This is a genomic window from Myxococcus sp. CA040A (assembly GCF_013336725.1).
GTDB classification, from domain to species: domain Bacteria; phylum Myxococcota; class Myxococcia; order Myxococcales; family Myxococcaceae; genus Myxococcus; species Myxococcus llanfairpwllgwyngyllgogerychwyrndrobwllllantysiliogogogochensis.
In genome coordinates this window covers 1364872-1387623 of record NZ_JABUMR010000002.1, presented here as the reverse complement: position 1 = coordinate 1387623, position 22752 = coordinate 1364872, and the positions used below count along the sequence as shown (strand labels likewise).

The window sequence follows — 22752 nt, the reverse complement described above, 5'->3', positions numbered from 1 at the left end:
ACTGTTCGTGGTCGCACTCCTCGCGGTCCTCGTGGGCGCGGTCCTCTGGTTGCGCGGGAGCCCCGCTCCGGTTGGCACTTCAGCCGCCCCTGCTTTGGATGCACCTCCGCTTGCGAAGGCGCCAACGAGTTTGGGAGCCTCGACGGGGACCACGACGGTCGGGACGCCCACGGCGGAGTCGGGCACGCCCCCCGTCACCGACCCGATGCGCGAGGACGAGGGCACCGTGTACGTCGAGGTCCTCGATGGCACAGGTCCCCTCGCGGGCGCCCACGTCACGCTCTACCTCCAGGGACCGCGTGTCCCGGCGACGGGCCGTCCCGCGTGGTTCATCGCGGGCAAGGGCACCACCGATGCCTCGGGCACGCTTCGACTTCCCGCGCGACCGGGGCACTACCTCATCGCCGCGAAGTCCTCGGGACGCGCCCCCGCTCGCGCGGCCTTCACCCGCCCTCGGGGCGAAGCGCGGACGCAGGTGCGACTGGTACTCGGGACCGGAGCCATCCTGGAGGGCACCGTCGTGGAGCGCGCATCCAAGGCGCCCGTGCCCCTCGCGCAGCTCATCCTCACCCCACGCACGCTGCTGTCCTCGGCCGCCAGGGACACCGCCTTCGTTCCCGAGGAGGAGCGCTACGTCACCTCCGCCGATGCGCGCGGCGTCTTCCGCGCCGAGGGCCTCGCGCCCGGTGAGTACCAGCTCGAAGCCCTCGCTCCGGGACATGCCGCCCGGCGACTCGCGCGGGTCCTGGTCCCCACTTCGGGACTCCTCGTCGAGCTGGACGGGTCGGCCTTCATCGAGGGCTTCGTGGAGCTTCCGGATGGCAAGCCCGCGCCCGGAGCACGCATCACCGCCACCGGCATGGGCGAGACGCTCGAAGCCGAGTCGAGCGCGGGAGGTGGCTTCTCGCTCGACGTCCCGCCCGGCGTCTATCGCGTCACCGCGCGACATGGAGACCTGACGGGCACGGCCCCCGAGCGCGTCATCGTGGGCGCGGGGATGACGGTGCGTGACGTGCGCATCCGCCTGGGGACGGCGGCCTCGCTCTCGGGAGTCGTGCGTCGCAAGGGCACCGGAGAGCCCATCGCCGGCGCGAACATCTCCCTCACACCGAGCGCCCTGGCCTTCTCGTTCGACGCGGCGCCCGCCGAGGTCGGCAGCGCGCTCTCCGGCGCGGACGGACGGTTCCAGGTGGGCAGCCTCGCCCCGGGTGCGTACACCGTGAATGTCCAGGCCAGGGGCTTCCGCTCGCTCAAGCGCGACGGCGTCACCGTGCTCGACGGGCAGCGCTTCGAGTTGCTCGCGGAGCTGGATGCGAATGGGCGAATCGAAGGCACGGTGGTGGATGAGCAGGGAAAGCCGCTCGCGGGCATCCACGCCACGCCCGAGCGGCGCTGGCGCATGGCCCCCGTGGAAGGCGCCCTGACGGCGGTGACGGATGCCCAAGGTGCCTTCACGCTCGAAGACGTCCCGCCCGGGGAGATCCACGTGGCGGTCAATCATCCTGGAAGCCAGACCCACGTGCGCGAGCGGGTGATGGTGAACCCCGGGCAGACAAGCCAGGTCCGCATCCAGTTGTCGAGCGAAGGCACACTCGAGGGGACCGTCAAGATGGAGGACGGACGCGCTCCAACGGGCCCCGTCACCGTCTACGCGCTGCGGGTCAAGGACGCGCGTACGGAGGCGCACCAGATCTCCGCGGCGGCGGATGGCGCCTGGTCCATGCGCGTTCGCGCGGGCACGTATCACGTCGCAGCGTGGCTCTCCGAGACAGGCAATCAGAGCGGAGACCAGGAGAAGGTGGTGGAGGTGGCCGCCGGCCAGACGCAGCGCGTGGACCTGCGGGTGCGCGAGGCGAAGCGGGCCCTCGCCGTCACGGTGCTCGAACCGAACGGCGCGCCCAGTGTCTCGGCGACCGTCATGGGCAGCGAGGCGGGCCGCAGCGAAATCCTCCTCGAGGACATGACGGATGCCTCGGGACAGGTCCTGCTCGTCGCGGACTCGCTGGGCACCAAGGCCCTGCACATCTGGGCGACGAATGGCGGACGACGGGGTGACCTGCTCTCCGTGCCCGACACGCAGAGAACCCTGGTCATCCAGCTCCAACCCGGCGGGCGACTGGCGGGAGCGGTGCGCTCGGCGGGAGGACGCGACATCGACGGCTTCAAGCTGGTGGTGTCATCGACGAAGAGCGAGGACGACTTCCTCTCACGTCAGGAGCTGGAGCTCGCGGGTGCTCGCTTCGTCGTCGAGGACGTTCCGGCGGGACAGGTGGCCGTCTCGGTGACGCTGCCGGATGGCCGGGCCGGAAAGGTGGAGGCCACGAGCGTCGCGGGGAAGACCACCCAGGTCGACATCATCGTCGAGGCCGGAGGCGTCATCTCCGGACGGCTGGTCGATGCGACCGGCGCGCCCCTCGCGGCGGCGTTCGTGGATGTAGACGGACTCACCTCTCCCCCCACCGGAGCGGATGGTCGCTTCCGTGTGGAGGACGTCGCGCCGGGTGAGCACCGGCTCATCGCGTGGAGCCAGAAGACGGAGCGCGCGGAGAAGACCCTCAAGCTGACCGCGGGCAAGGCGCTGGACGTGGGCGACTGGAAGCTGGGGCCTCCCCGAGTCGAGCCCGGTCGCCTCGGTGTCTTCTTCAGCATGGATGGAGACGAGGTCCTCGTGCGAGGAGTCCAGGACGGCCTTCACGGAGACGCCATCCGCGCGGGGGACGTGGTGAAGGCCATCGACGGGGCCACCGTCGTCACCGCCGGAGAGGCACGCGAGCGGGAGCTGGGCGCACCCGGCAGTCCCGCCACGCTCCTCATCCGCCGCGACACGCGGACCTACCCCATCACCCTCACCCGCGCCCCCTGAGCGGACACCGCCCCCCAGGGTGAGGCCCCGTGCCCCACCCATCCACCACGCGACATCCCGCGACGGGAATCGTCCGGAGCCCGACGACGCCCTCTCACGAACTCCCCGCGAGGCGCTGCGTCGGGCAGCCTCGACCTCCACCATCCTCGGCAAGTCGCGCCACCTCGCGGCCCCGACTCGGGAGGTCCACCGTGGGAGTCCTCGACCTGCTGTTGCGCTGGCCCGTGCTCCGGCAGCTCGCGCGCAAGGACCTCACCGCGCTGGGCGAGACGGCGATGTCCGAGCGCGGCCGACGGTTGGAGGCGCGCACGGCCCGCGCCGACCGCGTCGTCAAATCCATCTGTCCCTACTGCGCCGTCGGCTGCGGCCAGGATGTCTACGTCAAGGACGAGCGCATCATCGACATCGAAGGGGACACCGACTCGCCCGTGTCACGCGGGCGGCTGTGCCCCAAGGGCTCCGCGACGTTCCAGCTTGTCACCGGCACCCACCGCGTTCAGCACGTCCTCTACCGTCGCCCCGGTGGCACCGAGTGGGAGCGCATCCCCCTGGAGCGCGCCATGGACATGGTCGCCGAGCGCGTGAAGCACACGCGCGACGCGACGTGGGAGTCCACCGACGTCAACGGGCTGAGCGTCCAGCGCACGCTGGGCATCGCGCACCTGGGTGGCGCGACGCTCGACAACGAGGAGAACTACCTCATCAAGAAGCTCTTCACTTCGCTGGGGATCGTCCAGGTGGAGAACCAGGCTCGAATATGACATTCGTCCACGGTGCCCGGTCTGGGCATCACGCTCGGGCGTGGCGGGGCCACGACCTTCCAGCAGGACCTGCGGAACTCTGACTGCATCCTCATTCAGGGCTCCAACATGGCCGAGTGTCACCCGGTGGGCTTCCAGTGGGTGATGGAGGCCAAGGCCCGGGGCGCGACCATCATCCATGTCGACCCGCGCTTCACTCGCACGAGCGCGATGGCGAACCAGCACGTTCCCATCCGCGTCGGCTCGGACATCGCGTTCCTGGGCGGACTGGTGCGCTACGTCCTGGAGCACGAGCGCTATTTCAAGGAGTACGTCGCCCACTACACCAACGCCGCCAATCTCGTCCGCGAGGACTTCCAGGACACCGAGGACCTGGACGGCCTCTTCAGCGGCTTCGTGCCCGAGGAGAACAAGTACGACGTCACTTCGTGGGGCTACGAGGGTGTGCAGGGCCCCGCGCCCGCGGCGGGCCACAAGGAGCTGTACGCGGAGCCCGGCGCCGGCGAGGGAGAGCCCCACGCCACGCGGCTCAAGGACGCGGCGAAGGACTTCACGCTCCAGCACCCGCGCTGCGTCTTCCAGGTCCTCCGTCGTCACTTCCAGCGCTACACCCCGGCCATCGTCGCGAAGGTGTGCGGTGTCCCGGAGGAGCAGTTCCTGAAGGTCGCGGAGACGCTCTGCGCCAACTCCGGACGCGAGCGCACCACGGCGTTCTGCTACGCGGTCGGGTGGACGCAGCACTCGGTGGGCGTGCAGTACATCCGCACCGCGACCATCCTCCAGCTCCTCCTGGGCAACATCGGACGGCCTGGTGGCGGCATCCTCGCGCTGAGAGGCCACTCGTCCATCCAGGGCTCCACGGACATCCCCACCCTCTTCAATCTGCTGCCCGGCTACCTGCCGATGCCGAACGCCCAGCCGTCCCCGCACCTGGACGACTACCTGAAGTCCCACACCTCCGGCACGGGCTGGTGGAGCAACTTCCCCAAGTACGTCGTCTCGCTGCTGAAGGCGTGGTTCGGTGACGCGGCGACGCGGGAGAATGAGTACGGCTTCCGCCACCTGCCGCGCCTCACCGGCAACCACTCGCACATGCAGACGGTGGCCGACATGGCCGATGGCCGCGTGCGGGGCTACTTCGTCATGGGCGAAAACCCGGCGGTGGGCTCCATGAACGGAGCGCTCCAGCGCAAGGGACTGCGCCAGCTCGACTGGCTGGTCGTGCGCGACTTCACGCTCATCGAGACGGCGGAGTTCTGGCGCACCGCTCCCGAAATCCAGCGCGGCGACGTGAAGACGGCGGACATCCAGACGGAGGTCTTCTTCTTCCCCGCGGCCGCGCACACGGAGAAGGACGGTTCCTTCACCAACACGCAGCGGATGCTCCAGTGGCATCACGCGGCGGTGGAGCCGCGCGAGGACGTGCGCAGCGAGCTTCACTTCATGTTCCACCTGGGCCGTCGGCTGAAGCGCCTGTATGCCGACTCGCGCGAGACGAAGGACCAGGCCCTCCGTGAGCTGACGTGGGACTACCCCACGCGGGGCGCACGGGAAGAGCCTGGCGCGGAGGCCGTCCTCCGGGAGATCAACGGCTACACGCTCCAGGATGGCCGACCCGTGAGCGGCTTCACGGCGTTGAAGGACGACGGGACCACCGCGTGCGGCTGTTGGATCTACTCCGGCGCCTACGCGGAGGGCGTCAACCAATCGGCCCGCCGCAAGCCCGGACACGAGCAGACCTGGGTGGCCCCCGAGTGGGGCTGGGCGTGGCCCGCCAACCGACGCATCCTCTACAACCGCGCGTCAGCGGATCCCCAGGGCCGCCCCTGGAGCGAGCGCAAGAAGTACGTCTGGTGGGACGAAGCCCAGCGACGGTGGACCGGCGAGGACGTGCCGGACTTCCTCGTGGACCTCCCACCAGATTACCGCCCATCTCCAGGCGCATCCGGCGTGGAGGCCCTGGCGGGCGATGACCCGTTCATCATGCAGGCCGACGGCAAGGCGTGGCTCTTCGCGCCGAGCGGGATGATGGATGGTCCGCTACCCGCGCACTACGAGCCCATGGAGTCGCCCGTGAAGAACGCGCTCTATGGGCAGCAGTGCAACCCGACGCGGCTGGAGTGGTCTCGCAAGGGCAACCCCTATCACCGGGCCTGGGGAGATCCTCGCTACCCGTTCATCCTCACCACGTACCGCCTCACAGAGCACCACACGGCGGGAGGCATGAGCCGCTGGCTGTCGTGGCTGAGCGAGCTTCAGCCGGAGCAGTTCTGCGAGGTGTCACCGGAGCTGGCCCGCGAGCGCGGCCTGAGCAACGGAGGTTGGGCGACGCTGCGCACGGCGCGGGGAGACCTGGAGTGCCGGGTGCTCGTCACCGAGCGACTGCGGCCCATGAAGCTCAACGGCACGTCGGTGCATCAGGTGGGCATTCCGTACCACTGGGGCGTGACGGGGCGCATCCGAGGGGACGGCGCGAACGAGCTGCTTCCGCTGGTGGCCGACCCCAACGTGGACATCCAGGAGTCCAAGGCCCTCACCTGCGACGTGGTCGAGGGACGCCAGGCCACGAGGGCCCGAGCCGCCACGGGCACCACCCAACCCGCCCTGCCCGAAGGACTGACACTCCATCGACGCGACAGCCTCCGCGCGGGCGAGGTCGACCACGCGCCCTGGCAGGAGAAGAAGAAGGACGAGGAGCGATAGCCCATGAGCCGCAAGGGATTCTTCACCGACTCGACGGTGTGTATCGGCTGCAAGGCGTGCGAGGTGGCCTGCAAGCAATGGAACCAGCTCCCCGACGACGGTTTCCACTTCACGGGGATGTCCTATGACCAGACCGGAGACCTGGGCTGCTCGACCTGGCGACACGTGGGCTTCGTGGAGCGACCGGTGCCCCTTCCGGGCCACGACACCGGCGTCGGGGACTTCTCGTGGCTGATGGTCTCCGACGTCTGCAAGCACTGCCAGCGAGCCGGCTGTCTGGAGGCCTGTCCCACGGGCGCCATCGTCCGCACCGGGTTCGACACCGTCTACGTGCAGCCGGATATCTGCAACGGCTGCGGCTACTGCGTGACGGCGTGTCCCTTCGGAGTCATCGACCGGCGTCCGGATGACGGGCGCGCCTGGAAGTGCACGCTTTGCTACGACCGACTGGGTGAGGGCATGACGCCCGCCTGCGCCAAGGCGTGTCCCACCGAGTCCATCGCCTATGGCGACCTGGACGTGCTGCATGAGCGCGCGGAGAACCGGGTCCGCCAACTGCACGAGCAGGGAATCATCAGCGCGTATCTCTACGGCAAGGACGCGGCGAACCAACCGGGGACGGGCGGGCTCAACGCCTTCTTCCTGCTCGTGGACAAGCCGGAGGTCTACAACCTGCCGCCAGACCCCGTGGTCCCGACGATGAAGGCCCGGGAGGCCTGGGGCGCCGTGGCCGTGGGCGCGCTCGGCATGGCCGCGGTGGCCGTGGGCGCGGTGCTGTTCGGTCGCCGGGGCACACCATGAGTTCGTCAGGGAAAGAGGGGCCGTCGTTCCTCGACACGCTCCAGCGACGGAGCGACGGGCGCAACGTGAACCCTTCGCTGGGGACCCTGCTTGGAGAGGGTGCGCAGCAGCGTGTGACGGACCTGGACGGCGCGAACCCCGCGCGCACGCTGCTGTCGTCGATTCCCTCCCGCTCCGGCGTGGATTCGCCCGATGCGCCCAGCTACCACGGGCTCCCGGTCCTCAAGCAGCCGGTCTGGATTGCCACCGTCCCCGCCTATCTGTTCGTGGGCGGCGTCGCTGGCGCGGCGAGCCTCATGGGGCTGGCCATCGATGTGCTCGGCGAGAAGGCCTTGGATCCGCTCGCGAGGCGGTGCCGTCAATTGGGCACCGTTGGTGACATCCTGAGCGCGGGGCTGTTGATCGCGGACCTCGGGCGGCCCGAGCGCTTCCTCCACATGCTGCGCGTGTTCCGGCCGACCTCGCCCATGAGCGTGGGCTCCTGGGTGCTCGCGCTGTCGGGGGGACTGAACACCGTGGGGCTGGTGTTGGGACGCTCTCGTGGGGTGCTCGGGGCGGTGGGAAAGGTGTCCGGTTACTCGGCCGCGCTGCTGGGCATGCCGCTCGCGGGCTACACGGCCGTGCTGCTGAACAACACGGCGATACCGCTGTGGCAGGCGACGCGGCGCACCCTGCCCCTGTTCTTCATGGCCTCGGCAACGGCGAGCGCGGGCAGCCTGCTGTCCCTCCTCCCCCACTCGCCGAGAGAGGCGGGGGTGCTACGTCCGTACCGGCTCGCGGGCAAGGTGGCGGAGCTAGCCATGGGGTACGCGGTGGAGCGCGACGCCCGACGCGCGCCGGAGGTCGCCCGGCCCCTGGACGAGGGCCTGTCGGGGACGCTGTGGAAGGCCTCTCGCGCCTGCTCCGTGGCGGGGCTGGTGGTGGACGCGCTCCCGGGGCGGCGGCGCTGGAAGCAGGTGGCGGCGGACCTGCTGACCACCGCGGGCGCGGTGACGGCCCGCTTCGCCATCTTCCACGGGGGCAAGGCCTCCGCCCGGGACCCGCAGGCCACCTTCAGGCCCCAGCGCCGGGGCCACGGCGCCGCCGAGGTGTCTGGCCATGCCATGGCCTCGGACGGCAAGCCGTTCAGCTTCCCCCTGCCCGTGGTGCGCTGAGCGGCGCGGCGGGTGCCCGACTCCGGGAGTGACCTGCCCCTGGGGAGGGACGCAGAATTTGCACCCAGGGAGAGAAGCCCACGAGGCCCTCCCCTTTGGCCGCGAGGAGCGATACACCTGGGGGAACCATGGCCGAGACCTCTTCTCTGAACATCCCGACTGTCGACCTCGCAGACCTCGCCTCGGGAGATGCGCCCCGCATCGAGCGCGCCGCGATGGCGCTGCGCGAGGCATTTGGTGTCTTCGGTCTCGTCTACATCAAGAATCACGGCGTCGACACGCAGGCGCTCCATCGCTACTACGACGCCTTCGCCGCCTTCATCGCGCGCCCCGCCGAGGAGAAGAAGCCCTACGGCAGAGCCGACCTCTGGTACCAGCGCGGCTGGACGCCGCCGAACACCGAGGTCGCCGTCGCCGGCAACGGCCAGCCAGACTTCAAGGAGTGCTACTTCGTCGCGCCCTACCCCAACGACGAGGTGGCGGCGATGGAGTTCCCGGAGCTGTATCCGGAGAACGTGTGGCCCTCGGATGCGCCCGCGTACTTCCAGGAAGGAATCATGACCCTGGGCCGCTCGCTCCACGAGGCGGGCCTCCAGTTGCTGCGCGGCTCGGCCATGGCCCTGGGACTCCCCACGGACACCTTCACGTCCCTCTGCGAGAAGGCCCCGCACATCACCCGCGCGCTCCAGTACCTGTCGCTCAAGCCGGAGCAGGTGAACACGGACATCGTCTGGGGCGAGGAGCACACGGACTTCAACCTCCTCACGCTGCTGCCCGGTGGGCGGTTTCTCGGCCCCGACGGGAAGGCGGCGCCGAGCCCCGACGACAAGAGCGGCCTGTATCTGCGCACGCGCGCGACTCCCGAGGAGCCGCAGGGCCACAAGGTGCGTGGCACCGCGCCCGCGGGCTGCATCGTGGCGCAGGTGGGCCAGCAGTTGGAGATCCTCACGGGAGGCACGTTCCTCGCGACGCCTCACGTCATCACCGCGCCGGGCGTCTCCGGCTGGCAGCGCCAGTCCGCCGCGCACTTCATCCACGTGCACACCAGCAAGGTCCTCTTCCCGCTGGAGAAGTTCCGCACGCCCACGGCGATCCGGAGCTACGCGCCCCCTGTCCTCACGGGCACGTACGACATCAAGACGCTGGTCGACATCGGCCTCGCGCCGCCGCACGCACTCGACAAGCTGGGTTACCGGCACTACGACCGGCTCAACCGCCAGCGTTCGGGTGAGTAGACTTCGCGTCTGTCATTGAGCAATCACAGACAAATCAATCCCTGACTTGATAGCGATTGCTTCAGGGGCGCGGTGTAATCGCGCTCCCGTCGAGAGCGCTTGTCCTGACGGCTCGACGCCCTCGACAGGTCGGCCAGCCTGCGTTCGTTGCCCTGCGAGCATGGGTACAAAAATGCCTGATGTTGCGTTCAGGTAGGCATTGCGCGCAAACCTAGGCCAGAACCCTATGCTGATGGGGTCGGAAATGCCTGAAGACGCGTTCATGTAGGCATGGCCCTCCATTTCGAGCGAGAACCGGTGACGAGTTGGGGCCAGACATCTGTTCAGGTGGGCGTCGCCCCCGATATCACCGGCGGATGCGACAGTTCGCCTGGCCAGAACAGGCCATTGGACTCACTGAACATGGGGACATGTAGGCATTGCCGTTCACTGAGCCGCCTGGGCCTGAATCCGCCATCGCGAGCGCCTCTGAAAAATGAAGGGAGCCTTCGGCACGACAGTGTTCGGGCGGGACAGGACTCATGGACCCGCGTGTGAGCCTGCCGGCCCACGGCATGTGCTTCGCTGCGGCCATCCCCACGGTGGGGTGATTGGACAGGGAGGTACCGGGTGGAGACCCAGGTGACTGAAATCGCGCCGAATATCTATCGGCTGTCCACCTACGTCAGCAGCTCCAACATTCTCTTCAACCAGTTCCTCATCGAGGCCGAGGAGCCATTGCTGTTCCATTTGGGGCCGCGGGCGCTGTTCCCCTCGGTATCGGCCGCGGTACGGCGGGTGCTCCCGCCCGAGCGGCTGCGCTGGCTCACCTTCGGGCATGTCGAGGCAGACGAGTGCGGGGCGATGAACTCCTGGCTGGCCACCGCGCCGCATGCCCAGGTCGCGCATGGGGCACTGGGCTGCCTCGTATCGGTGAACGACCTCGCGGATAGAGCGCCACGCCCGCTCCAGGACGGCGAGGTCCTCGACCTGGGCGGCAAGCGGCTGCGGCGAATCGAGACACCCCACGTGCCGCACGGCTGGGATGCCGGACTGCTCCTCGAGGAGTCGACCGGGACGCTGTTGTGTGGGGACTTGTTCACCGCGCTGGGCGACGCGCCAGCCCTGACGGAACAGGACCTCGTCGGGCCCGCGCTCGCGACCGAGGACCGCGCCCTCGCAACCTGTCTGACTCCCGCGACCGGGCCCACGCTCCGTGCGCTCGCGGCGCTGCGTCCGCGAACGCTCGGCCTCATGCATGGTCCCTCATATGTCGGGGACTGCGCGCAGGCCCTGAACGACCTCGCGGCGGCCTATGACGAGCGGCTCGACGCGGCCGTCGCCCGCATGCGTGGGCCGAGGCATTGACCCGGCCCACCCTTTCGCCACGGCGCTAAGCGCCGATTGCCCCGCACGCGAGCGTCAGAGCACGCGCATGAATGCGACCAGGTCCTTCTTCTCCTGCTCGTTGAGCCGGGTCTCCAGCACGAGGTTGAAGAACTCCACCGTATCCTCCAGCGTCAAGAGCCGCCCATCATGGAGATAGGGCGGAGACTCCTTGATGCCGCGCAGCGGGAACGTCTTGATGGGGCCGTCCGCGCCCATCATCGCGCCGTTCACCAGGCGTGGCTTGTAGAAGCGCTCCGCCCGCAGGTTGTGCATCAGGTTGTCCGTGTAATACGGCGGCGTGTGACACACGGAGCACTGTGCCTTGCCGAAGAAGAGCGTCTGGCCGCGCACCTCCGACTCGCTGGCCTTCTTCGGGTCCAGCTTCCCGTCGAAGCGCAGCTTGGGCGCGGGAGGGAAGTCGAGGAGTGCTTGAACCTCCGCCATGAAGTGCACCTGGCTGCCTCGCTCCAGGATGTTGACGCCCTTCTTCGTGGCGATGACCGGATCTCCGTCGAAGTAGGCGGCGCGCTGCTCGAACTCGGTGAAGTCCTCCACCGTCTTGAGGGCTCGCTGCGAGCCGAACAGCCGCTGGATGTTCACCCCACGGAGGGTCGGCGTCTCGATGCGGTGTCTGAACTCCTGGGGGCGGATGTCTCCCACCAGGTGCGTGGCGCCATTGGAGTGGCCATTGACGTGACAGTCGAAGCACGTCACGCCCCTGCTGGGCAGCTCTGAGCGACGGTCAGCGGTCTGATTGAACTGCTGCTGGGGGAACGGCGTGACGAGCAGCCGGAGTCCCTCCAGTTGCTTCGGATTCAGGAGGCCGTTGAACAGCTCCTGGACATTCATGATCGTCACCAGCTTGCCTTGCGAGACATCCCCCAGGTCCGGGCGCGTGGTGAGGAAGATGGGCGGAGGGAACTCCGGCAGCAGGTGGTCCGGCAGGTCGAAGTCGAGGTCGAACCGCGTGAGGTCCCTGCCCTCCTGCCGCTTGATTTCATCGATGTGGAACTTGGGGAAGAGCATGCCGCCTTCCGGATGATTCGGATGGGGCAGCGGCATGAGGCCCCCGGGGAAGACGCCCTTCTCGCGGACCGCCTCCGGACTCATGGCGGCGAGGGAGGCCCAGGTGACGCCCTGCGGGAGCTTCACCCGGACGCCTTCCTGGACGGCCTTCCCACGAGACATGGTGACGCCCTGGGCAGGGCGGTTTCCCAGGTCATAGCGCTGAGTGAGCAACTGCTGGTGGCGCGCGGTGACCTTGGGCTTCTCCGCCTTCATCCGCGACATGACGTCGGCGAAAGGCTCCGTCTGGTCCACGGGCATATAGCTGGTGAGGCCTCGCCCCGATGTCTCCTGCGCGTCGGCCGCTCCCATGGACATCAGGAGCAACCCCATTCCAGCGACTGTGAGATGCGGACGAATCCAGAACGGCTTCATGTGCGCTCCCTCCGTCTGACATCCAGCGGATTGACGCCCCACCGTCCGTGCAAGAGCTATTCGATTTACGCCGCATCCCCCCACATCGCGCGACGAACCGTTGACCAGTTCATTCCAGGCGCACTGTTCTGTCCTGTTGTGTTCCATTGGGCCCCACTCCAAGGCCGGGAATCCAGGCGCGAGGAATGGGGCCCTGGCCCCGTGACGTCAGTCTTCACGTCCCCGGCACTACAGCCGGGAGCGCTCCTCGACCAGGGGCGCGACGTCTCCCGCGGCCTCGGTGGCCAGGCCCTGAGCGCCGACGGCCGGCGGCGTGACGCCCATCCAGGTGTAGAGGCGCGACAAGGCCTGTGTGCGCTCCGCCTCGGGCAGTCGGGTGATGCGTGCATTGGCGTGGTTGGAGTCCGGGACATCGAAGCGGAGGGAATCGTTGCGCTCCCGCACCTCGAAGGCGCCAGCGGACCATGGGTCATTGTCTCCGTAGAGGAACAGCATCCGTTCACCCTCGCGGCGCACCCAGTGCTCCACGCGGCGCATCAAGCCATGGTCGAACCGCTCCTCCACGGGAAAGGACAGGTACGCGGTGGGCACGTCCTCGCGAGGGTAGCGCAGCAGGCGGCGCAGGTGCCTCGTGGGGTAGCCGGTCCAGCCAAGCTCCGTGGCGGACTGGTAGTAGTAGGCCGCGTAGTAATCGAGATCAGCGTCCCCATAGGAACCACTCACGTCGACGACCGCATCGAGGAAGGCGAAGACTGCTTCCGCCGGAGCACCCGGCGCGGGGATGAACTCGCACACCGACGCGTTGGCGTACTGCCAGAAGTAGAAGGGCATCTCGACGACGGCGAATTCGAGGGTCCGATCCAATCCAATCAACTCGAAGGTCGCGCCCGTCGAGGTGGTCAACTCCTCCACGAAGGGGAGCAACTCTTCGCGGCGCGCCTGAGCAGCGTCCAGTCATTGGAAGCCGGTCGCGAGGGACCGAAGAAGCGGTGCTCCAGCGAAAGCTGGTTGGCACCGAGCAGCGCGGTGGGCTCGTACTGAAACGGTCGTGAGTTCAATCCGTAGCCACCGGAGTACAGCACCACGGGCGCGGCCACGGAGCGGTGCAGCAGTGTGCCGCGCAGTTGGAACCGCTCCCCGTTGGGGTTGCGATGGTCCGCCAGTTGCTCGAAGTAGAACTGGAAGAAGCGCGTGCCCGGAAAGGGAGAGACCTGCTCGCTCACCACCGTGAGGCCGGGGACGGACAGGAGCCTCGTGTAGATGTCCTCCGAATCCAACCCAGACTTCATCACTCCCGCGGCCTGCACTGACGGCGCGGAGCTGGGGCCGGACTCCTCCACGGCCGAGCCACCACATGCTTGCATCAGCATGGCAGCCACCAGCAAACACACACCACGGAAAATGCCAGTGCCTCTCGACGGACTCATTCACGCTCCTTGAGGTGAGAGTGACGCCTCTCAGTTGGAATGAACGCGGAAGAGCTGACCGCCATATCAGCCGCTTATGCTGTTTCCGCTGCCACGGCCATGCATTCACCATGGAGTTGCGGCGCATCAAGTCGAGGCCGAAGACAATCGTCTGATTCGCCACAATCGTCATGACCTTACGCGCCCGATACGAGCAGGACAGCGGACGCAATCAGGAGCCCACCCATCACGGCATCGAACGCGCGACGGAAGGACTCCCGGGCCAGCACGGTCGACATCAACGAGCCCAGGGTGGACCAGAGAAGCAGACACACCACGGGGATGACCGTGAAGAGCACGACGAGCTGAATGAAGGCGACGGCCGCCGAGGCTCCGCTTCGCACCGCCGAGGCCGCCGTCAGCACCGTCACCCAGGACTTCGGATTCAGGAACTGGAGCACGAACGTACCGATGAAGCCGTCGGACGAAGCGCGCGTAGGAGTGTCGCCGCCGCTGGCGCCTCTACCCAGGCTCCTCGCGATGAGTCGGGCGCCGAGCCAGACAAGGTACAGGCCACCGCAGCGAGTGATGGCTGTTCCCACCCGAGGGTCCGCCGCGAAGGCCACGCCGACACTGGTCATCAACAGCGTCAGCAACACCGCCGTGCCGAGCACGACGCCCGCGATGGCTGGCAGCGCCCCCACCACGCCGCCACGCCCGCCTGCCCTCATCACCACCATGTTGTTGGGCCCCGGGGTGATGGCCGACACGGCGACCAGACCGGCCACGCCCATCAGCGCGTCCATGTCGTTCCTCCATCTGGCCTGTAACAGGGACCATTCCAGGTCGCGCCGGCGTATCCGTTCATGCGCTGAAAGTAACGGCCCAGGGTGTTCTGAAGGTGGCGATGAATGGTCTAGATTCCAGACCATGAAGGAGCTTCCACTCAACGCGCTCCGCGCCTTCGCGGTCGTCTACGCCAGCGGTGGGGTGCGGGCGGCGGCGCGCGAGCTGGGCATCGCGCACTCCGCCGTCAGCCGGCATCTGGCGGAGCTCGATGCCTGGCTCGGCGTGCCCATCATCCATCCACCGGCCGGACGGCGAGGCCTCACCTTCACGCCACAGGGCGAGGCACTGGGGCGGGCCACCCTCTCCGGGCTCCGTGAAATCGCGCGGGCCGTCGCCTCGATTCGTGAGACGCGCTCCGAGGGCTCGGTGACGATCTCCACCACACCTTCCTTCGCGGCACGGTGGCTCCTGCCGCGCTTGCCCGCCCTCGAGGAAGCGCATCCCCACATCGAAGTGTCCGTGGTCGTGGACTCGCGGATCATCGACCTGGGCACTGGTGAGGCCGACCTCGCGATTCGGATGGGCCGTGGCCCCTGGCGGGATGTCGACTGCGAGCCCTTGATGGAAGACTCGCTCTACCCGGTCATGAACCCGGCGCTCTGGAAGAAGTCTGGCCGCCCGGACAAGCCTGGCGGCCTCACGCGCCTGCGCCTCCTCCATGACCGGGACCCGGAGACCCCGTGGGAGCGCTGGAAGGCGGCCCATGGCCCCGCCTCGCTCGACGTTCACGGTGGCCCTCGATTCGCTTCATCGGATCTGGTGCTGCGAGCGGCCCTGTTGGGACAAGGCGTCGCCCTGGCGCGCCATCAACTCGCGGCCGATGACGTGGCCTCCGGAGCACTCCTCCGCCCGCTGGGTGACCTGAGCGTGGAGCTCGGCACCGCGTACTGGGTCGTGCTCCCCAAGTACTCACAGGTCAAGCCCGCGACCAGGACCGTGGCGGACTGGCTCAAGGATCAGGCATCCCTCTCACCCGTTGGCTGACCTCAAGAGGCCATGAGGGGCTCACCATCGAATCTGCCCCTCGTGGGTGCTTTTGCCTTGCAACGGGGAGAATGGATAGACTCAAGCCCCAGGAGGTGGACATGACACTGATGCTCCAAGCCGCCGTAGTGCTGGCTGTCGTGTTGTCGCTCCTGGGAGCCGGCTGGGCTGTCGTTCTCGGTTACCGCTTCGCGAAGGCACGTCGAGAGGCGGCCGCGGCAGCGGCCATCGACATCTATGGAAGCAGCCTGATCGACCTCACGGGCTTTCGCGGCTGGCTGGCGGATCTGGTCGATGGCAACACCAGCGACGGCTGCGCCTCAAGCTCGGAGCATTCGTCCGACATGTGCGCGGACACGTCCGACTCAGGCGCTCAGTCCACGGACTGACAAGTCCAGCGAAACGTCTCGCGTCACAGGGCTCGGGCAAGCCACGCGCTCGCCCGAGCCGGACCGACCCCGCTACTGGCAGTTCGCGGGCTCCTTGCAGGAGTACGTGACACGCATCGCCGCTTCGTATCCGTCGGCGGGGTTCGAGCCAAAGCGCCTGCAGTCCAGTTCCTCCTCCAAGACATTGCAGGCGCCCGACGGGCAGGTCGTATTCATCCGGACCTCGAGCGCATCCCGCGCGTTCATGAAGGCAATCTGGCAGCGCTCCCCACGCGCGCTCTTGGAGCTCACGTGCCGAACCGCGCCGCAGGTACACGCTTGCGGGCAGTAGGTCCGTCGGTCATCACACTGGACCCAACCACCGCTATCCGCCCCCGAGGAACAGACGTCTTGTGTGGAGGTGCAAGAGATGGACGTCCCATTGGCGCACAGCAGCGAAATGTTACAGCTCAACTCCCCTTCCGAACTCTCCAGGACAGCGTCCTCCTGGACCGGAGTGCCCGCACCACAGGCAGCCAGGGCGACGAAGGACAGGATCACCCCACCACGCGACAGCCAGCTCGATTGTATTTGCATCCATGTAACGCTAGCCACTTGAATGTCCGGCGTTCCATCGTGGATATCCACGACATACGAGGCCACGGTGCCCGTGCGGGTCAGAACGACTGACGCAGCAGGGCCTCCACCGCCGGCTTCCGCCCCGGGCTCAGTCGCAGTCGCGTGCCATCCCTCAGCACCACGACCCAGCCCTTGTCCACGTCGGGCTCCAGCTCGCGGATGCGGTTCACATTGACCAGCGTGGAGCGGTGCACGCGGACGAAGCACTTGGGGTCCAGCAGTTGCTCCACGCGGTTGAGCGTCTCGCGCAGCATGGGACTGCGTCCTCCCGAGTGCAGCACCACGTAGTTGCCCTCCGCCTCGCACCAGTCCAGCTCCGCGACGGGCAGGAGCAGCACCTTGCCGTCCGTCTTCACCGCGATGCGCTCCAGGAAGGGCGCATCGGACGGCCCCGCCTCCACGCCGGCAGGGGTCGGTGCCCGGTACGTCTCCAGCAGCGAGGACAGTCGCTCCAGCAGCGCCCTGTCTCGCCCCGTGGCCCGCTGCCTGCGAGCCCGCTCCAGCGCCTCCTGGAAACGCCCGTCACTGAAGGGCTTGAGCAGATAGTCGAGCGCATTCGCCTCGAACGCCCGCACCGCGTAGCGGTCGAACGCCGTCACGAAGATGACGGGCGGCATCCGCTCCGGCCCCACCTCCTGCAGCACCTCGAAGCCGTCCACCTCCGGCATCTGCACGTCCAGGAAGACCAGGTCCGGGCGGTCGCGGAGAATCGCCTCCACCGCCTCCTGGCCTCCCTCGCACTCCCGGATGGACGTGACGTCGGGCGCCCGCGCGAGCAGGTGCCTCACATTGTCCCGCGCCAGCGGCTCGTCATCCACCACCAGCACTCGCCAGCCACCTTCCACGATTGCCCCCTCACGCATTCAAAACCACGAACGGCAGCTCCACGCGGGCAATCACACCCCCACCCGGCGCATCCTCCAGCGTCAGGCCATACCGCTCGCCATAAAGCTGCTGGATGCGCGCCCGGGTGTTCGCCACGCCAATCCCCGTGCCCCCTGCCCCACCCGCGCGAAGGCCCGGCCCATCATCCCGCACCTCGAGCACCAGCCTGTCCCCCCGTCGCCAGGTCCGCACCCACACGTGCCCTCGAGACGCACGCCGCGAAGTCCCATGCTTGATGGCGTTCTCGACGAGTGGCTGAAGGACGAGCGCGGGAACCCGAGCCATCAACGTCTCTGGCTCCGGCTCCAGGTGCGACTCCAGTCGTCCACCGAAGCGAAGCCGCTCGATGCCCAGATAGCGGCGGACCAGCTCCAGCTCCTCGGACAGCGGCACCTCGTGGTCCCCACGTCCTTCCAAACTGGCCCGCAGCAAATCCCCCAGCTCCACGAGCGCCTCCACGGCCTCCGGGTTGCGCGACTGGCGAACCAACCCGACGACGGCGTTCAGCGTGTTGAAGAGGAAGTGTGGATCCAACTGCGCGCGCAGGGACTGGAGGCGGGACTCGGCCAGCCGCGCCATCAACCGGGACTCCGCCAGCTCCCGCTCCCGCGCCCGACGGGCAGCATTCAGCGCCGCCCAGGCCGCGAGAAACAGCAGGTACTCAAAATATCCCAGCGCTCCCCGCTCCAGGAGGAGCGCTCGCAGCCCCTCGCTGAACGCCACGCCCCGGGCGGCCCACTGTTCGAGCCCGGAGCGCACCAGTGCGAGCAGGAGCGCATGCACCAGGACGAAACCACTCCCGATGGCGATGAGCGGCCCCACCTCGCGAACCCCAGGAGTCGCATCGCGCGTTACACGGCGAAAAGTGGCCAGGATGAGAGGCCCCAGGAGCGCCCAGACGCTGTAGGGCACCATCGCCAGCGCCAGCTTGAAGCCAAAGTCCCGAGGCTCGAGTGCATACGCGCCCACCGCATGAGGCAGCGCGGCGAGCAATCCCGCGCCCATGCCGAACATCCACACGCGCCGAGGGGACAGGGCACGCGTCGGGGCTCGCGCGTCCGGCGCCTCCCCCTGGTTCACGGCATCCCTCGCGGCCACGGTGACGCAGCGTAGCGGAAGCGCCTGGTTTCGAGAGCCCCCCGCGAAGCGAAACACGTGCTTCGGCTATGCTGCTCGCGCTCCGTGAACAGGACCACTCCGGGCCACGAGCCCGATGAAACACGCCCACCGTCTCCACCGTCATCCCATGTGCGCGCCGGCACTCTGTACGAATTGGACGACACACCCGACACCGCCCCTCCTCCTAGCCAGGCCGCGCGAGGGCTCCGTGTCACGGGTATCGGCACGGCCTTGCTCATCGCCCTGGGACTCGCAGTCCCCGGCGTGGCCGCGTTCCTGCTCCGTCCCAGCACCACGCCCCCCCTCACCGCCACCCCGACCGGGAACACCGCGCCTGCGCCCGAGCCCCCGCTTCCCACCCCCACGGGTCCCGTGCGGGTCTGCGTGTTGAAGTTCCGCAACCTGAGTGGAGACACCTCACTCACGCCCCTCGAACTGGCCCTGTCCGAAGCAGTGGTCACCGACGTGGGCCACCAACCCGGGATGCGGCTCATCGAGCGCGGGCAGTTGGACCTCCCGATGGAGGAGCAGGACTTCACGCAGGGCGCGCGGGTGGACCCGGAAACCCGGGCCCGCCTGGGTCGCATCGTCGGCGCGGAGGTGGTGGTGCTCGGCGGCTTCCAGCAGGCGGGCGCCGTGCTGCGCATCTCCGCGAGGTTCGTCCACGTGGAGACCGGCGAGGTGCTCGACACGGCGCGCGTGGAGGGGCCCGCGAGCAAGCCCTTCGAGGTCCAGGACGCGCTCACCGCCGAGGTGCGCGCGCTGCTGCCCCGCCTGCCCGCGAGGCTGAGACCATGAAGGCCCCACACGCGCTGCTGCTCCTCCTCGTGTGCTCCCACCTGGCGCACGCGGCGGCACCCGCGAAGCCTCCGCCAGGGCCCGCGGCGGTGATGCCGTTCCGCAACCTCAACACGGACACCTCGCTGGACTGGCTCGCGCGCGGCATGACGGAGACGCTCATCTCCGACCTGCGCGCCAGCGGACGCATCCAATTGGTGGAGCGCGAGCAGCTCGACGCCGCCCTCGCCGAGCTGGACCTCCAGGACCGAAAGCAGTCCACGGAGTCGACAGCGGTCCGCGTGGGCCGCCTCGTCGGAGCCCGCACCGTCGTGCTGGGCAGCATCCAACGCGCGGATCAACAAGTCCGCATCAACGCGCGCTTCATCGACGTGGAGACCGGCGTCGTGCTGGACACGGCGAAAGTCACGGGCCCCGTGGACCGCATCTTCTCGCTGCAGGACCAGGTGGCGGCCCGGCTGATCGGCTCGCCGGTGAAGCCGCGCGCGAAGCGTCCCTCGGGGAGAGAAGCGGTGCTGGCCCTGGAGACCTATGGTCGGGCACTCCAGGCCCCCACCGAGGACGAACGCGCGTGGCTTCTTCGAGCGACGTTGGCGGGCAGCCCGAGCTTCGAGTACGCCCGAGAAGAGCTCTCTCGTCTGGAGAAGCGGCTTGCCGAGCACGCCCTGCGCGCCACCCCCGGTCGCGAGGCCGCCGACGCGGAGTTGCGGGCCATGATGCTGGACCCCCAACGCGCCTCCGAGGAGCGCTCCTCGGCCGCGTTGCGGTTGTTGGACGCGAACTACATCCGGGGCCGCTGGCGCACGCTGGTCCAGGACACCGAGCGGGTCCTGCCGCTGGGGCTTCCGCTGTATCAACTTCGCCTCCCAGCCGAGACGGCCTTGTGGTTTCGCATCATCGCGCTCGGCAAGCTCGATCAATTGGACGCCGCGCGGGACGCCGGTGACACCTTCCTGCGGACCTATCCCCAGAGCCTGATGGCCGACGGCGTCGACTCCATGATGCGAGCCTCCGCCCTGGCCCGTGCCGCCAACGAGCAATCCCACAAGGCGATGATCGAGGGGCTGGCGACCGAGGAACTCCTCTTCGCCCGGCGCATCGAGGAGCTCGAGCGGAAGGGACAGCCCACCGTCTCCGTGCGGATGGAGCGCGACTACAACCGCTGCTTCAAGCCCGCCACCCATCACGTGAATGCCCAGACCCTGGTGGCCTGCCGGGCCTTCTACGAAACGTGGGGAGGCGGAGCCTCCGCCATCGAGAAGACCTACGCCAGGAACGCACGCGAAGCGGAGATTGCCGCCCTCGTCCGCCTGCGCCGCTACAACGAAGCACGTGAGCGGCTGGCCGCCTACCGCGCCATCGACCCCAACGGGGAACAGGCCAGTGTCGCGCGCGTCCTCGTGGTCAACATCCGCGCCAGCGACGAGGAATGAAGGCGCGGCACCTGTCCGGCGTGCCGCGCCTCCAGTGCCCTGGCTACGGGGCGATCTTCGTCAGGAACGAGTCGGGGGCACCCTGCAGCGTGTTGCCCTCGAAGTTCCCGTCCAGGTAGCCGCCGACGTACATGTTGTCGTTCTGGTCCACCACGACACCCATGCTGCGCACGTCCTTCTCCACGCCGTTGAGCACCGCGGTGGGCTGCTGCTTGATCCACTGGAGCGTGCCGGAGAAGGTCACCTTCGCCACGTAGTTGTGGACCATGCCGCCCGTGGTGTCGGTCGTCTGCGTCACGTCCGCCACCCCGCCGCCCGTCACGTAGATGCCGTCGTCATGGGCGAAGATGCCCATGCCCCACGAGCCAGAGCCCGAGTCCAGCTCCCACACCCACTGCTTGACGCCCGCCGGGTTGAACCGCGCGATGAAGACGTCGATGGCCGGGGTGACGTTGGGCACGCCGTCCATGCCACCGCCGCTGTAGCCCGTCAGGTACACGTTGCCGTTCGCATCCAGCGTGGAGCCATAGAGCCACACGGCCGTGGCGGGAGCCCCCGCCAGCCGCGTCCACTGCTTCACGCCGTCCGCGTCGTACTTGGTGATGAAGGCGTCCTGAGGCCCGGTCAGCGTCTGGCCGTCCAGGTTGCCGTCCGTCCAGCCGGAGACGTAGACGTTGCCGGAGTTGTCGGCGGAGGCCCGCCGCGCATGGGTCGACTTCCCCGCCACGCCCAACAGGCGCGTCCACTGCTTCACGCCCGTCGCGTTGTACTTGGTGACGAACGCATCGTAGTTGCCGGTGCGCACGTTGCCATCCAGGTTGCCGTTGGTGGAGCCCACCAGGAAGGCGTTGTCCGCCGAGTCGAGCGACACGCCGTAGCCCTCCGTCTGCGCTCCCGCCAGGCCAATCTGCCGCGTCCAGCCAAACACGCCGGTGTAGCGGTAGCGGGTGATGAACGCGTCCCGGCCCCCGCTGCTCGTCGCGCCCGGCAGGGCGCCATCCGTGAAGCCCGCGACGTAGATCTCCTCGAACGACCGGTTGCGCGCGATGCCGTAGCCCAGGGTGACAGTGCCCGCCACGCCGAGCTGCTTGTGGAACTGGAGGTTGCCGTTCCAGTCGCGGGCCGTGAGGAAGCCGTCCATCAATCCGGCCATGGGCTGCCCCTCCACGCCCACCGTCGTCATGCCCGTGGAGTACGTACGCCCCGCCGGGTCGCCGGCCAGGTCATGGATGCGGGTGAAGCCACCCGGGGCGCCGGACGTCTTCGTCCACAGGTCCACCACCGTGGGGAACGCGTCACACTGGTACAGCTCCAGCCGACCAATGGACAGGACGACGATGCCCGCGCGGTTGTCGTTGTCGTCCGACACGTTCAGCCGGTACTTCTTGTACTGACCGGGGTGGGCCACGTCGTACTCGCGCCGCTCGTTGGTCCAGCCCGTCACGTTCGTGCGCGTGTCCACCACCACCCAGGTGCTGCCGTTGGAGCCCTCCAGCGTCCAGTTCTTCGGGGACCGCGTGGTGATGGAGCCGTTGGAGTAGGAGATGGCGTAGCGGCGCACCGTCTTCATCACGCCACTGCCGAACTCGTACCCCAGCCATGCGGGCGTCTGGTTGGCCGTGGAGAGCCAGAAGGTGGTGGCGTTGTCGAACGCCTTCCAGGGCTCGTAGGCGGCCGGATTCGAGCCGTACACGCCCGAACTCGTGACGAAGCCCGAGGGCGCCGAGTTGCTCGTCATCACCGGCACCAGGCTGGTGCAGTTGGTGAGCTGCTGCTCCTGGCTCCCCGGCGCGTCCGTCGGGGCATCCTCGCCCGGCTCCCCACCCTGGCAGCCCACGAGCGCCAGCGCGCTCGCCAGGAACATTCCTCGTACCGCGTTCAAGAATCTCATGGTGTCTCCCCTCGTTCCGCGAGCGCGAAGGTGCGCGCGGCCATCCGGCGGCCCT

Annotated in this window: 18 protein-coding genes; 10 read left to right on the top strand and 8 right to left on the bottom strand. The window is 68.3% G+C overall.

Annotation, left to right across the window (positions count from 1 at the left end):
* The first annotated feature begins 130 nt into the window (after positions 1-130).
* The 6 genes from HUA75_RS12165 (at position 131) to HUA75_RS12140 (ending at position 10864) form a co-directional block, all read left to right on the top strand.
* Entirely contained in the window at positions 131-2863 is a 2733-nt protein-coding gene (locus HUA75_RS12165; RefSeq protein ID WP_254627501.1) for a carboxypeptidase regulatory-like domain-containing protein, read from the top strand.
* A gap of 191 nt (positions 2864-3054) precedes the next feature.
* Complete coding sequence (fdh, locus tag HUA75_RS12160; protein WP_220137938.1) at positions 3055-6327, top strand: formate dehydrogenase; 3273 nt, start codon at positions 3055-3057, stop codon at positions 6325-6327.
* 3 nt (positions 6328-6330) lie between these two features.
* On the top strand, positions 6331-7128 hold the full coding sequence (locus HUA75_RS12155; RefSeq protein WP_174486458.1) for a 4Fe-4S dicluster domain-containing protein: 798 nt from the start codon (positions 6331-6333) through the stop codon (positions 7126-7128).
* Positions 7125-8282, top strand: a complete 1158-nt coding sequence (gene nrfD / locus HUA75_RS12150) for an NrfD/PsrC family molybdoenzyme membrane anchor subunit (protein WP_174486457.1) — start codon at positions 7125-7127, stop codon at positions 8280-8282. The genes HUA75_RS12155 and nrfD overlap by 4 nt, the downstream gene beginning before the upstream one ends.
* A gap of 128 nt (positions 8283-8410) precedes the next feature.
* On the top strand, positions 8411-9517 hold the full coding sequence (locus HUA75_RS12145; protein ID WP_141647991.1) for an isopenicillin N synthase family oxygenase: 1107 nt from the start codon (positions 8411-8413) through the stop codon (positions 9515-9517).
* Between the two features lie 621 nt (positions 9518-10138).
* On the top strand, positions 10139-10864 hold the full coding sequence (locus tag HUA75_RS12140) for an MBL fold metallo-hydrolase (protein ID WP_246137724.1): 726 nt from the start codon (positions 10139-10141) through the stop codon (positions 10862-10864).
* Between the two features lie 54 nt (positions 10865-10918).
* Here HUA75_RS12140 and HUA75_RS12135 read toward each other — a convergent pair whose 3' ends face one another.
* From HUA75_RS12135 to HUA75_RS12120, 4 genes are all read right to left on the bottom strand, one after another.
* Positions 10919-12325: a cytochrome B6 gene (locus HUA75_RS12135; protein WP_141647989.1), complete on the bottom strand. Its 1407-nt coding sequence runs from the start codon at positions 12323-12325 to the stop codon at positions 10919-10921.
* Between the two features lie 228 nt (positions 12326-12553).
* Positions 12554-13237 (bottom strand): hypothetical protein, encoded by a 684-nt coding sequence (locus tag HUA75_RS12130; protein ID WP_174486456.1) that lies wholly within the window; start codon positions 13235-13237, stop codon positions 12554-12556.
* Positions 13225-13695, bottom strand: coding sequence for a hypothetical protein (locus HUA75_RS12125; RefSeq protein WP_174486455.1), 471 nt, complete (start codon positions 13693-13695; stop codon positions 13225-13227). Before HUA75_RS12125 ends, HUA75_RS12130 begins: the two co-directional genes overlap by 13 nt.
* A gap of 233 nt (positions 13696-13928) precedes the next feature.
* On the bottom strand, positions 13929-14537 hold the full coding sequence (locus HUA75_RS12120) for a LysE family translocator (protein WP_174486454.1): 609 nt from the start codon (positions 14535-14537) through the stop codon (positions 13929-13931).
* A 124-nt stretch (positions 14538-14661) separates the two neighbouring features.
* Here HUA75_RS12120 and HUA75_RS12115 point away from each other — a divergent pair, with 124 nt between their 5' ends.
* Positions 14662-15564 (top strand): LysR substrate-binding domain-containing protein, encoded by a 903-nt coding sequence (locus tag HUA75_RS12115; RefSeq protein ID WP_174486453.1) that lies wholly within the window; start codon positions 14662-14664, stop codon positions 15562-15564.
* 101 nt (positions 15565-15665) lie between these two features.
* Positions 15666-15953 carry a hypothetical protein gene (locus HUA75_RS12110; protein WP_174486452.1) on the top strand — a complete coding sequence of 96 codons (288 nt, stop codon included), beginning with the start codon at positions 15666-15668 and terminating at the stop codon, positions 15951-15953.
* 72 nt (positions 15954-16025) lie between these two features.
* Here HUA75_RS12110 and HUA75_RS12105 read toward each other — a convergent pair whose 3' ends face one another.
* The 3 genes from HUA75_RS12105 to HUA75_RS47905 all read right to left on the bottom strand — a co-directional run bounded on the left by HUA75_RS12105 (position 16026) and on the right by HUA75_RS47905 (position 18536).
* A complete protein-coding gene (locus tag HUA75_RS12105; protein WP_217446023.1) occupies positions 16026-16244 on the bottom strand; it encodes a hypothetical protein in 219 nt (72 codons plus the stop codon).
* A gap of 365 nt (positions 16245-16609) precedes the next feature.
* On the bottom strand, positions 16610-17434 hold the full coding sequence (locus HUA75_RS12100) for a LytTR family DNA-binding domain-containing protein (protein WP_174486451.1): 825 nt from the start codon (positions 17432-17434) through the stop codon (positions 16610-16612).
* A complete protein-coding gene (locus HUA75_RS47905) occupies positions 17427-18536 on the bottom strand; it encodes a histidine kinase (RefSeq protein ID WP_217446022.1) in 1110 nt (369 codons plus the stop codon). Before HUA75_RS47905 ends, HUA75_RS12100 begins: the two co-directional genes overlap by 8 nt.
* Before the next feature lie 270 nt (positions 18537-18806).
* Between HUA75_RS47905 and HUA75_RS12090 the strand changes: the two genes are divergently transcribed.
* Entirely contained in the window at positions 18807-19373 is a 567-nt protein-coding gene (locus tag HUA75_RS12090; RefSeq protein WP_217446021.1) for a CsgG/HfaB family protein, read from the top strand.
* Positions 19370-20806, top strand: coding sequence for a FlgO family outer membrane protein (locus HUA75_RS12085; protein ID WP_174486448.1), 1437 nt, complete (start codon positions 19370-19372; stop codon positions 20804-20806). Before HUA75_RS12090 ends, HUA75_RS12085 begins: the two co-directional genes overlap by 4 nt.
* Before the next feature lie 43 nt (positions 20807-20849).
* Here the strand turns inward: HUA75_RS12085 and HUA75_RS12080 are convergent, their stop codons facing one another.
* Entirely contained in the window at positions 20850-22697 is a 1848-nt protein-coding gene (locus HUA75_RS12080) for an SBBP repeat-containing protein (protein WP_174486447.1), read from the bottom strand.
* Positions 22698-22752: the final 55 nt, after the last annotated feature.

What these genes read in the sequence shown, in the direction of transcription:
- HUA75_RS12155 (WP_174486458.1), top strand. Translation starts at nt 6,331, where the DNA reads ATGAGCCGCAAGGGATTCTTCACCGACTCGACGGTGTGTATCGGCTGC.
- nrfD (WP_174486457.1), top strand. Translation starts at nt 7,125, where the DNA reads ATGAGTTCGTCAGGGAAAGAGGGGCCGTCGTTCCTCGACACGCTCCAG.
- HUA75_RS12145 (WP_141647991.1), top strand. Translation starts at nt 8,411, where the DNA reads ATGGCCGAGACCTCTTCTCTGAACATCCCGACTGTCGACCTCGCAGAC.
- HUA75_RS12135 (WP_141647989.1), bottom strand. Translation starts at nt 12,325, where the DNA reads ATGAAGCCGTTCTGGATTCGTCCGCATCTCACAGTCGCTGGAATGGGG.
- HUA75_RS12125 (WP_174486455.1), bottom strand. Translation starts at nt 13,695, where the DNA reads ATGCTGATGCAAGCATGTGGTGGCTCGGCCGTGGAGGAGTCCGGCCCC.
- HUA75_RS12120 (WP_174486454.1), bottom strand. Translation starts at nt 14,537, where the DNA reads ATGGACGCGCTGATGGGCGTGGCCGGTCTGGTCGCCGTGTCGGCCATC.
- HUA75_RS12115 (WP_174486453.1), top strand. Translation starts at nt 14,662, where the DNA reads ATGAAGGAGCTTCCACTCAACGCGCTCCGCGCCTTCGCGGTCGTCTAC.
- HUA75_RS12110 (WP_174486452.1), top strand. Translation starts at nt 15,666, where the DNA reads ATGACACTGATGCTCCAAGCCGCCGTAGTGCTGGCTGTCGTGTTGTCG.
- HUA75_RS12100 (WP_174486451.1), bottom strand. Translation starts at nt 17,434, where the DNA reads ATGCGTGAGGGGGCAATCGTGGAAGGTGGCTGGCGAGTGCTGGTGGTG.
- HUA75_RS12085 (WP_174486448.1), top strand. Translation starts at nt 19,370, where the DNA reads ATGAAGGCCCCACACGCGCTGCTGCTCCTCCTCGTGTGCTCCCACCTG.
- HUA75_RS12080 (WP_174486447.1), bottom strand. Translation starts at nt 22,697, where the DNA reads ATGAGATTCTTGAACGCGGTACGAGGAATGTTCCTGGCGAGCGCGCTG.